At 38.4% G+C, this 12,116-nt stretch carries 10 protein-coding genes; 3 read left to right on the top strand and 7 right to left on the bottom strand.

The annotated features are described in order from the left end of the window. The first annotated feature begins 3 nt into the window (after positions 1-3). Together pqiB and AC0L3W_RS15230 are read left to right on the top strand one after the other, a co-directional pair. Positions 4-1,650, top strand: coding sequence for an intermembrane transport protein PqiB (pqiB, locus tag AC0L3W_RS15235; RefSeq protein ID WP_290040251.1), 1,647 nt, complete (start codon positions 4-6; stop codon positions 1,648-1,650). Then, positions 1,650-2,216 carry a PqiC family protein gene (locus tag AC0L3W_RS15230; protein ID WP_290040249.1) on the top strand — a complete coding sequence of 189 codons (567 nt, stop codon included), beginning with the start codon at positions 1,650-1,652 and terminating at the stop codon, positions 2,214-2,216. Before pqiB ends, AC0L3W_RS15230 begins: the two co-directional genes overlap by 1 nt. 133 nt (positions 2,217-2,349) lie before the next feature. On the opposite strand, the gene AC0L3W_RS15225 is transcribed toward AC0L3W_RS15230, so the two are convergent. The 5 genes from AC0L3W_RS15225 to AC0L3W_RS15205 all read right to left on the bottom strand — a co-directional run bounded on the left by AC0L3W_RS15225 (position 2,350) and on the right by AC0L3W_RS15205 (position 7,287). Then, a complete protein-coding gene (locus AC0L3W_RS15225) occupies positions 2,350-3,345 on the bottom strand; it encodes a CobW family GTP-binding protein (RefSeq protein ID WP_290040248.1) in 996 nt (331 codons plus the stop codon). A 101-nt stretch (positions 3,346-3,446) separates the two neighbouring features. After that, on the bottom strand, positions 3,447-4,781 hold the full coding sequence (locus AC0L3W_RS15220; protein ID WP_290040246.1) for a dihydroorotase: 1,335 nt from the start codon (positions 4,779-4,781) through the stop codon (positions 3,447-3,449). Positions 4,782-4,844: 63 nt separating this feature from the next. After that, on the bottom strand, positions 4,845-5,297 hold the full coding sequence (locus AC0L3W_RS15215; protein ID WP_409440140.1) for a Fur family transcriptional regulator: 453 nt from the start codon (positions 5,295-5,297) through the stop codon (positions 4,845-4,847). A 4-nt stretch (positions 5,298-5,301) separates the two neighbouring features. After that, positions 5,302-5,952 carry a DUF1826 domain-containing protein gene (locus AC0L3W_RS15210; RefSeq protein ID WP_409440141.1) on the bottom strand — a complete coding sequence of 217 codons (651 nt, stop codon included), beginning with the start codon at positions 5,950-5,952 and terminating at the stop codon, positions 5,302-5,304. A gap of 408 nt (positions 5,953-6,360) precedes the next feature. Next, the gene (locus tag AC0L3W_RS15205; protein WP_409440142.1) at positions 6,361-7,287 is read right to left on the bottom strand and encodes a DMT family transporter; all 927 of its coding nucleotides are present in this window, start codon (positions 7,285-7,287) and stop codon (positions 6,361-6,363) included. A gap of 158 nt (positions 7,288-7,445) precedes the next feature. Here AC0L3W_RS15205 and AC0L3W_RS15200 point away from each other — a divergent pair, with 158 nt between their 5' ends. Further along, positions 7,446-8,342 (top strand): LysR family transcriptional regulator, encoded by an 897-nt coding sequence (locus tag AC0L3W_RS15200; RefSeq protein WP_409440143.1) that lies wholly within the window; start codon positions 7,446-7,448, stop codon positions 8,340-8,342. 86 nt (positions 8,343-8,428) lie between these two features. Here AC0L3W_RS15200 and AC0L3W_RS15195 read toward each other — a convergent pair whose 3' ends face one another. Then, entirely contained in the window at positions 8,429-11,032 is a 2,604-nt protein-coding gene (locus AC0L3W_RS15195) for a TRAP transporter permease (RefSeq protein WP_290040230.1), read from the bottom strand. A 65-nt stretch (positions 11,033-11,097) separates the two neighbouring features. Next, positions 11,098-12,087 carry a TAXI family TRAP transporter solute-binding subunit gene (locus AC0L3W_RS15190; protein WP_409440144.1) on the bottom strand — a complete coding sequence of 330 codons (990 nt, stop codon included), beginning with the start codon at positions 12,085-12,087 and terminating at the stop codon, positions 11,098-11,100. Positions 12,088-12,116: the final 29 nt, after the last annotated feature.

Genomic DNA, 12,116 nt, shown 5'->3' with positions numbered 1-12,116 from the left:
ATAATGAGCGATGAGACTCCAGTACAAGCAACAATAAAAAAACAGAAAAAGATATCTGCAATATGGATCATTCCAATATTGGCCCTGCTTATTGGTGCATGGATGTTATTTCAATATGTAAATAACAAAGGTACAGAAATCACCATCATCATGCCAACAGCAGAAGGGATTAAAGTAGGAAAAACCGAAATTAGATCTTTAAATGTGAAAGTTGGTATGGTCACTGCTGTAACACTTAGTGAGAATTACGACCACATCGAGATAACGGCACAAATGAGTAAAGATAGTGAAAGAATGCTCAATGATAAAACCCAATTTTGGGTGGTTAAACCACGAGTAGGTAGCGAGGGTATTTCTGGTTTAGAGACCATTTTGTCTGGTGCTTATATCCAAATACAGCCTGGTGACTCTAAAACTAAAAAGCTCACTTTTGAAGCATTAGACCTTCCTCCTGTAGCCCCTTTAGGTAGTAAAGGAAAACGAGTCATCTTAAGCCATAATAGTGCAGGGAAACTCAGCGTCGGCGATCCCGTTTCTTATCAAGGGTTCACTGTTGGCCGGGTAGAAAAGACCTCTTTTGATTTAAAAACTAAAAAAGCCTTATATCAGCTATTTATATTTGAACCCTATGATGATCTATTGCTTTCTGGCTCACAGTTTTGGTTAACTTCAGGCGTTGATGTACAACTCAATGCGGATGGCATTAAAGTACAAGTGGATTCATTACAAAGCTTGGTCTCTGGTGGCGTTACTTTTGGTATTCCTTCAGGCGAAAGAGCGGGCACTCCCTTTGCTAGTGATGTGGTAAAATTGCCTCTCTTTGATAACTATGAACAAGTACAGAACGGGCTTTATAAACAGTATGTGAAATTCATTATGGAGTTTGATGAAACGATTCGAGGCTTAACGGTTGGCGCGCCTGTTGAATATCGCGGCATTCGCATAGGAACAGTATTACAAGCCCCTTACGACATGATGGTACCTCAAGGCGATACTTCATCGGTGAAGATCCAAGTATTAATCAAAATTGAGCTTGGTAGATTATTTAATGCTGATCGTAACTTGTCTTTGAGTAATTTTCGAGAAACCATTGAGAAACACTTTAAAAGTGGTCTTAAAGGCCAATTGAAAAGTGGCAATTTATTAACAGGAGCGCTCTTTATTGATACAGAATTCGACACGCCAAATCCCGATTTCAAGATAACTAAAGTAGGTGAATACGACGTTTTCCCCACCAAAAAAGGAGGACTGGCCATGATTCAGCAACAAATATCATCATTCATGGATAAGTTTAATGATATTCCTTTAAATGAAGTAGCAGGGTCAATGACTAAAACAATGGATTCTTTAAATCAGACCTTAACGTCTGCTAACAACACCTTCGATAAACTCAATGAGATAATCTCACAAAAAGAGGTGCAAGCAATACCAGCAGATGTACAGACTAGCTTACAACAACTGCAACAAACACTAGCGGGTTTCAGCCCTAACTCTGTCATGTATAACGACTTGCAGCAAACGCTCGACAAAGTTGAAAAAGTCATGCTTGAGCTACAACCCGTCTTAAAGCAAATTAACGATAAGCCAAACTCACTCATTTTTGGTGAAGACCAAGTGACAGACCCAATGCCAACTAAGAGAGCAAACTAATGAAAAAGTGGTTATTAATACTTGTTATATTTATCGCTGGTTGTAGCTCTAATGTAGAGCAACAAAACTCACTTTTTTTATTACCTGAAAATACTACAGCGGCAATAGCAAATAATAGCTTACCTATGCTACTAGTAAGCACTAACTTAGATACCTACCTAGACCAAGCTAGTTTAGTCTATAGAGTGTCAGATACTAAAATTGTATTAGCAAAGCATAATCGTTGGGCACATCAAATATCCGAACAAATTAATCAACGAATGGTGACTAATTTACGTACTAATCAAGGTACATTTTGGCCAATAGAGCGCAATGCATCAATACAGTTAACGAACCAACCTAGCCTGCAAATTCATTTCTCTAAATTTAATGGTGTCTTCACTGGTGACGCTGAATTAAGTGGTGAATGGTTACTGATTGACGGGCAAGGCAACTTAATAAAAAGTGACAACTTTCAAATCAACATGCCATTACAAGAATCAGGCTACGATCAACTAGTGTTCGCCCTTACACAAGGCTTAAATCAACTAAGTGAGATGATCACTAAGCAAATTAGCTTGCTATAAATAAAAATAAAACAAAAAAGATAAGATGAGAGATACAAAGAAACTTCAACCAAATGTCTGAAGTTTCTTATTTAAATAACGATGAAGTACTTATTAGTAATAATAATCTATAGGTAATTTTTCGAAAGAATCACTAACGGATACAGTTAAGTAACTGCTTTTCAAATAATTCATCGAATTGTTCAGCAATTAGCTCAATACGACTTTCCCGGCATTCCTCTAATGGTGTTTCAGTTAATCCATCGCCAGTAAGGTTGTAACCCAAAATACCCTTGTCAGTAATTAACACCGCTTTCATACGTTCCACTTTCAACGTAGAAAATAATGACAACAACTGTTTGTGATCAAATATTTTTGTCGCAGCGAAACGCCAGCCAATACTGCAAAAACCTTCACCTTTATTAACTGCTTTAATGACACCACTGTTCGGCATAGCCGCTTCTGATGCAAGCGGTTTGTTATTAGTATGATGGTGACCAGGCAAAGATTGCTCAACAAATATCGCACTGTCCAACTCAGTTAAACAGAATGAGCCATGTTCAGAAAAAACAACTTTTGTACTCGGTCCCGCTATTTTTACTACGTAATCTTGCAACCTATCAGCATCACCTACTTGATAAAGATCCTGCTTATTACCCACGACAACATCAGCAATTGCAATTTGTTGGTTAAACGTCTCATGCTCAGTATACCGAGTATCTGATAAATTACGGGCATCAACTAGAGTGATATTATGCTGAAGTTGTAAAATATCGCGATAATACGCGGTAGAAAGCACCTGTAAAACTTCCTTAGGATGTCCCAATCCAGTGGGCTCAATCAATAAACGATCTGGTTTTGCTTTTAATAATAATTGATTAAGCGCAGTTTGCATCGGTAGACCGGCAGCGCAACACATGCAACCACCAGGCACTTCTCGAATATAAACTTGTTGCATTTCACTGTATTCGCCCTGCATTAAACTACCATCAACACCAATTTCACCAAACTCATTCACTAAGACAGCCCAGCGTTCATTTCGAGGCTTATTTTTAATAAGATTGAGAATAGCAGAGGTTTTCCCCACCCCAAGAAACCCCGTAATAATATTAGTTGGTACTCCTAAAATGGGTTGTTTAGTAGAGCTCATTATTGACCCCTGTACTGTATCGATATTACTACGCTGTCGTTCATTAAAAATTTTCCTTAACATACTGATTTAGCTTAACTAGAAGCCTAATACCAATCTCACTAACCTGCAAATGCTAAACGCATCGCAGCAGAGGAGTGCTCAATCACTTGTTGGTCGGCATAGACTAAACAACCATTCACCCACGTTTTCTCAATCTGAGCAGAAAAACGGTGCCCAGCAAAAGGTGACCAAGCACAGTGATACAAACTATTTTCATTAGTCACTAAAGTACCAGCTTTACTATCAACTAATACTAAATCAGCATAATAACCTTCACGAATATAGCCACGATCTTGAATACGATAACGAATAGCTGGATTATGTGCTGTTTTTTCAACAATCTGCGGTAGGGTCATTTTCCCCTGTTTCACTTGATCAAATAAACTCAACAAAGCATGTTGAACTAAAGGCAAACCCGCTGGTGCTTGTTCATAAGGGACTTGTTTTTCTTGCCAAGTATGCGGCGCATGATCAGTGGCAATAATATCAATCTGCCCTGTCTTTAATGCTGCTAATAAACTATTGCGATCATGCTCTGTTTTAATGGCTGGGTTACATTTTATTTGGTTGCCCAATACAGCGTAATCTTTCTCGCTAAACCAAAGGTGATGTACACAGGCCTCTGCTGTAATAGATTTGTTATCAATCGCCCCAGCTTCAAACAATGCGAGCTCTTTTGCACTGGTAATATGTAATACATGCAGTTGGCTATTATATTTTTTCGCTAATTCAACTGCATATGAAGAAGAAGCATAACAGGCATGCTCATCTCGTAATACAGGGTGATCATCTATAGCAAATTGCGTTTTACTACTTAATAATTTTTCTTGGTTTGCTTTAATAACAGCACCACTTTCACAGTGCGTCACAATCAGCACCGGTGCATCACGGAAAATAGCTTCTAACGCTTGTGGATCTTCAACTAATAAATCTCCCGTTGAAGCGCCCATAAATACTTTTACACCACAATGTTTGCGAGGGTCTAATAACTTGATTTGCTCTAGGTTATCTTCAGTTGCTCCTAGATAAAATGAATAATTAGCCAATGAGCTTTGTTCTGCAATATCAAACTTACGCTCCAATGCCGCTATGGTAGTTGTTGCAGGGTTAACATTAGGCATCTCCATATAACTAGTAATACCACCAGCAACCGCAGCTCGTGACTCACTAGCAATCGTTCCTTTATGAGTTAAACCTGGTTCACGGAAATGCACTTGGTCATCAATCATCCCAGGCAATAAGAAAGCGCCCTCAGCATTAATAATTTGGTCACCTGATTTTGCTTCTATATTAACCGCGATACGCTCAATACGTTGGTCAACAATACGTACATCTGTGTAGGTAATAGAGCCTTCATTAACCACGTGGGCATTTTTAATTAATGTCGCAGACATAAGTTTTCACACTCCTTTGAGGAAATAATATAAGAAATAGTTTAAAGGCAGGTCTGAAGCACTTTATTCAACACATTGATCGCATATATCGTTGATTTCAATCTGTGAATTAACCACAGTAAAACCTTCTTGCTGGGCGTTTGATTTAAGCCCTATCATCATTTGAGGATCAATTATTTGTTCATTGATTTTGTTACATTTTGCACAGATCAAAAACTGCGGAGTACCATGCTCATCTTCGCAAAGAATGTGCCAACAAACGACATATTGGTTAGATACTGTTAACTTATGCACAAAGAGTTCTTGTTCAAGAAAGTCTAAAGTACGATAAATTGTCATAACCTGCATAGCCTGCTTGAAATGAGTTTGGCAATAATCTAACAATTCATAGGCAGAAAGTGCTTTGTTAGCATGCAGCAGTGTCTGTAAAACTAATTTACGCTTTGGCGTTAGTTTTTTACCGCGTGTTTTACAGCTTTGCTCTACATAATCAATGATGGCATCAAATTCACTCATGAGATCACACTATATCCAAAGTGAGTAATAATCGTTTTTCATTTAACTTTAAAGCAGGTGAGCGATGCACTAACCCCATATTTTCATTGCCCTCCCAACCACTCCCCTTTAATAAAGCAACATCACCTGACTGCATACGTTGCATCGTAAAATCATTATCAGAATGACTTGCCTTATTGCCTGTGCCTAATTGGCTGCGATCTACGTGATGATTCTCTAACCACTCTGTTGCTGTGCCAGCATAAGTACTCACTAAACGACATGGTATTTGATCAACATGAAATTTCGGACACATCGCTTTATCTAATGTCGTCAGCCGCAACCCAGCTTCTTTGGTCTCAAATAAACAGCAGAACATATCGACAATTAATGCAATATCGTCACTCAAAGCATTTGCACAAGCATAGCCATCAAGTTTATATCTGATCCATTCTGCTACATCATCAGGTGTCACGTATTTAACGAGCGCCAATGGTTTACTGACTTGTAACATTTCATGAATAGAAGTTGTCATCTCTATTGGTAATGTGCGTTGCCAGATCGCGATATTGTTTTCTGGTTGGTAGATATCAGTTAATACACTTGATTGCTTATCGATTGGTAATGGTAATAGAGACTCAACCACATCACCTTTAACAACTGTATTAAGACTCATAGATTATCCTTCACTTCATTTGCCCAGTTTAAATACTATTTGTTAATAATATTCAAACCAAAATAGATACGTTATAACATAACATTATTAGAAGGATAATTGCTACTGGTAGATATATTTTATTTATTAAATAAAACGGTAACCTAAATGTTTAAAAATATTGAAAAGAAATGAGGTAAGTAGCATTAGATTTACTTTTAGGAAAAGAGTGATAAACAAAATAAGTTCAACAAATTATTCGGCAGTAAAGTGTCAACTTTACTATTAATCCACAGCTTAACACCTGAAAAATAAACTAAAAATATTAGCGATTTCAACGGTATTATCTTTTTACGGCTGTTTTGGTAACGAGTAAACAACACTGGTTAAAACACTTTGATTGGTAACGGAACTATCTCTTAAATGGGTTTAAACTAACTCAATATATTCTCGGGATTTTTGCTCAGATTCAAACGTTATTACAGCCTTTTTAGGCTGTCGTATTCCAAGTGCAATAATAACTAATAGCATCGCAGTTATATCAAGCCTAGTTAGGGGTTGATCGAGAAATACAGCACAAGAAAGCATTGCAACGATTAATTCAACTGCCCCTAACACAGCAATAACTTCAGGCTTGGTTTTAACGGCCCCTATCACAAACAAGTATTGAGGTAAGGCTGCGGCAATAAATGCTAAACCTAATAAAGCCCACCAAGCATTTATCTCATGAGGGAGGATCACCTTAGGAGAGGTATACATCACCAGTGGAATGAGAACAATTAAGTGACCTAGCGTGCTCCAAGCTACTCGACTAAGCGCCATTAAATTCTGCTTAGGTTTAGCTAAGTATTGTATTTGAAAAGCAAAAACCATAGGAGCTAAAAAACAGCCCAATAATGCCCACTTTGACTCCATAGATAGCTCCGAAGGTTCTATTACCAATGAAGCAGCTATTAATACTAAGGCTGCAGACAATAGAGCATTGACGCTTAACGATCGTTTGAAGATCAGAACACCAATCAATAGGGAGAAAAATGGATAAGTGTAGTATATCAATATAGCGCTAGCTGCAGTTAAATTCTGCAAAGCATAGAAGTAAGCCAATACTCCTAAAGCATTAGCAAAACCAATAATAAGCATACGGCCAACTTCTGGCCATAATACTGAAGGTACTCGCAGATAGAATGACAAAACAACGCCAGGTAATATAAAACGACAAAGAGTAACAACTTCTACTGACATACCTTGAGTAAATAGAATTTGGGCAAAAAGTGGATTAAAACCAAACCCTATAGCCGCGAGTAAAACCATCACTGCTCCGCTCATTTGTAATTTAACTCCCCTTGCTTGTCTCATCGTATTCCATTCTTTTTTAAGACTGTAAACAGACTATATTCGTTTATATGCGTATTTGATGAGCTAGACAATACTCGAAACTACATTAATATATAAGTGAATTATAATGTTTATACATGCATTATATTCATGTATTAACTTAATAATTTGGCCTCTTTATGAAACTAGAAATTAGACACTGGCAAATGCTTAAAGCACTCTCTGAATTAGGCAGTATCGCTCAAGCAGCAGATGCGCTCGGTATTAGTCAATCAGCCTTGAGCCATCGAATCGCTGAGGCAGAACGTCGTATTGATGGAAAATTATTTGAAAAAGAAGGACGGCGCTTAAAATTAACGCCAGCTGGTAGTTTAATCACAAAAGTTGCATTACAAACCTTACCAATCTTAGAACGTGCTGAAGCGGATTTTGAGCAAAATGCACACCTAGAAAAACAAATAGTTCGTTTAGGCGTTGCCTCTTACTCCAGTTATTACTGGATACCTGATTTTATTAAATTTGTTAATCAGAAAGCAGGTCACCTCAAGTTAAGATTAGTCGCGTCTGCTACACAAAATCCGATTTCAAGCTTACAGCATAGCTCTGTCGATATTGTAATTGCACCTGGTTACTTGGCCACGCCCGGTATTTTTAACACACCTCTTTTTATGGATGAACTTGTCTTAGTGACTCCCTATGCTCATTCTCTTAGCCACCAAGCTTTTATTAATCCCGAAGACCTCAGAGATATTCAATACTACACCTATAGCCAAACGGTCTTACCAGGCTTTGAATATGAACGCTTTATTCGACCGTCAGGTGTTATCCCACACCAAGTCGAAGTGGTTGAAATGACAGATGCAATCATCGAGCTAATTAGTGCTGGTTTAGGGGTAAGTATACTCTCTAAGTGGGCTGTTAATGCAGCAATTGAATCGCAACGAATTAGTAGTGTTCAGCTTGGACAAAAAGGGCTTGATCTAGCATGGTCTGCGCTCACCCGAGAGAGTGAAAAGAAAAACAGCGCTAGCGAACAACTCGTTAAATTATTGGTAGATTGGCATAAAACCTCTTAAGTAATCTATAACACTAATGAGTATGACTTTTACCCTTTTTAGAAAATGAATAACCTGACCATTGGCAGGTCAGGTTATCTATTAAGTTAACTGTGTATTAATGACCATTTACGGCGGCGCTGAATAATCATTACCAAAGCAAGTAATGCAAACGTAGGAATATAAATAAGTTGTTTAATAGGTTGAACTTGCGGCGTCTCTACTAAGGTAATCACTTGATCAAAGGTTAAACCAGCTTGTTCCGCTGGGCTATCATAACCAACATAATCGACAATTATTTTTCCATCCTTATTGATTAGCTCAATGCCAACTTCAGCTAAACGCTCTGAAATATCAGCTCCTTGACCTAAGGTCATAGTGACAAGAAATGTTCGTTCATTACCAACACCATCAACTCCATCAACCCAAAAACGCACTGCAGCACCAGATTCAATAGTAGACTTTGGCTGCACTAATTCAGTGGCTGCTAATTGGTGGTAAGGTGCAACAATCATATCCATCCAAAAACCTGGACGAAATAATGAAAATGCAATCAATAACAACAATAAAGATTCGTACCAGCGGCTCTTAGTAAGGAAAAATCCTTGAGTTGCAGCAGTAAAAATAAGGATAGCTATAGTTGCTGCAATAAAAACAAACACACCTTCTAGCCAAGTAACATCTATTAATAATAAGTCAGTATTAAAAATAAATAGAAAAGGTAATGCAGCAGTACGTAAACTGTAATTAAAAGCGACAAAACCAGTCTTAATAGGATTACCTCTTGAAACAGCAGCAGCTGCAAAAGATGCCAATCCAACAGGTGGCGTCACATCAGCCATAATACCGAAATAAAAGACAAACAAATGAACCGCTATGAGTGGAACGATCAAACCAGATTCTTGACCTAATAAAACCACCACTGGTGCTAATAATGACGAAACCACAATATAGTTAGCCGTTGTTGGTAAGCCCATCCCTAAAATTAAGCTTAAAACAGCAGTCAAAATGAGCATTAATAACAAGTTACCCATTGACAATATTTCAACGAGATCTGCTAATACTGAACCAACCCCAGTCTGCGAAACCGCTCCCACGATAATCCCTGCAGTTGCCGTCGCAATACCAATCCCTATCATATTACGCGCACCAACAATAAGGCCATCTACCAGCTCTGCTCCACCTCTACGTAATTGAGAAGTAGTATCTTGTTGTTGGCGAAAGAAAGCCATAATAGGTCGTTGTGTGATCAAAATAAACAGCATTAGCATGGTAGCCCAAAATGCTGATAACCCAGGAGATAATCGCTCAACCATCAAACACCAAACCAGTACTACAACGGGTAGTAGGAAATGTAATCCAGATTTAACCGTTGGTGCAACTTCAGGCAATTCCAGCATCTGCGTATCAGGATTATCCATGACTAAATCTGGAACTGAAGAAGCAATGCGTAGTAAATAAAGATAAGTAATACTCAACAAAACGGCAATAATTATTCCAGCATAATCACCAAAAGCCGGTTTTATCCAACCGATACCGAAGTAAACAGCGGCAGCAATAACAGCGGTTACCATAAATCCAGTCAATACGCCCATTACACGCAGATGCCAAGGTTTAACTGCACTACGACGTGGTAACCCCTGCATATCTAATTTAAGCGCTTCCAAATGTACAATGTAAACTAATGCAATATAAGATATTAATGCTGGTAAAAAGGCATGCGTAATCACTTCAACATAACTGATACCAACATACTCAACCATCAAAAATGCAGCAGCTCCCATCACTGGTGGCATAATTTGGCCATTGACGGACGAAGCAACTTCAACCGCGCCCGCTTTTTCAGAAGAAAAGCCAACACGTTTCATCATTGGAATCGTAAATGTTCCTGTTGTTACTACATTGGCAATAGAAGATCCGGAAATTAATCCTGTGAGACCAGAAGCAACAACAGCCGCTTTTGCAGGACCTCCGCGCATATGACCTAATAGAGAAAAGGCAACTTGGATAAAATAATTACCCGCGCCTGCTTTATCTAATAAAGCACCAAATAAAACAAATAAGAAAACAAAATTAGACGATACCCCAACAGCAATACCAAAAACACCTTCAGTAGTTAGCCACTGGTGGTTAACAAGCTCTTTTAATGTTACGCCTTTGTGAGCAATAATTTCAGGCATGTAAGGACCAGCTACGGAATAAGTTAAAAAGATAATAGCTACAATCATCAACGGTGGTCCAAGTGTCCGTCGAGTTGCTTCAAGCAAAAGTACAATACCAATAACAGACACAACTAAGTCTTGTGTATTAGGTAAGCCAGGTCGTGTTACAAGTTGGTCGTAAAATGTGAATAGATAAGAAGCACAAAAAGCAGCAATAAGACTAAATACCATATCACTTAAAGGTACTCGATATTGCGAGGATTTAGAGGTGGCAGGAAATGCAGTAAAGGCTAAAAAAATCGCAAACCCTAAATGGATTGCACGTACTTCAGTATCATTAAAAATACCAAAGCTACCAATAATTGGCCAATCATAAAAAGGGAGGGGGGATGCTATCCATAATTGAAACAATGACCATATTAGTGCTGTCCCAAGTAATACCGCTCCTTGCCACCCCTTTGGAATACGTGCACCAGTATCATTTGCAGCGACCATATCTTGAAGTGCTTTATCATCCATTTCTGTCGGCTGTTTAGGTGGACTAATCATATAAGCTCCTGAAAAGTTAAAATAAAAAAGAGATGCAAAAAGCACCTCTTAATGAAATAGTTAGACTACATCCAACCACGTTCTTTATAATAACGAACAGCACCAGCATGTAATGGAGCAGATAAACCGTCAGTGATCATTGTTTTTGGATCTAGGTTTGCAAAGGCGGGGTGTAAGCGCTTAAAGTTTTTGAAGTTATCAAATACAGCTTTCACCATTTGATAAACAACTTCGTCATCAACTTTTGCAGAGGTCACCATAGTGGCTGCATTACCAAAGGTTTTTACATCAGTATCATTACCGTTATAAAGGCCCCCTTTAATAATCGCTGGTGCGTAAAAATCATTATCGGCAATAAGCTTGTCTATAGCAGGGCCCGTTACAGGTATTATTTTCGTATCACAAGAAGTCGTTGCTTCTTTAATAACCCCAGAAGGATGCCCGACATTCACTAAGATCACATCAAGTTTATTGTCACATAAAGCTTGCGATTGCTCTGATACTTTTAACTCAGCAGCCAGTTTGAACGTGTCTTGCGTCCAACCTTTCTCTGCCATAATAATTTCCATTGTACCGCGAGTACCAGATCCTGGATTACTAAGGTTGACACGTTTTCCAACGAGATCATCAAAAGTTTCTACACCTGAATCTGCGCGAGCAACAACAGTGAATGGTTCACTATAAAGCCCAAATAGAGCACGTAAATCTTCAAATTTTCCTTGCTCAATAAAGGAAGTATGCTTAGTGCCCGATAAAGCATATGACTGCCAATCTGATTGTGCGACACCGAAATCTAACTGACCTTGACGAACAGCATTAATATTAGCAACAGAACCACCTGTTGACGGTGCAGTACACTTAATACCATGATCATCTGTCCCTTTATTAACTAGACGACATATAGACTGACCAGCAACATAATAAACACCTGTTTGTCCTCCCGTGCCTATTTTTACATATGTTTGCTCAGCACTGACAACCGCAGTACTAAATGAAGCCGCTAAACCAATAACAGATGGTATAAATAGTTTTGCAAGTTTACTTTTTCTAGACATAACATTTTATCCTTAAAATAGATGTTCAA

The organism is Psychromonas sp. KJ10-5, assembly GCF_055808325.1.
The sequence above is the reverse complement of the archived record's forward strand: the minus strand, read 5'-3'. Positions and strand labels throughout refer to the sequence as shown.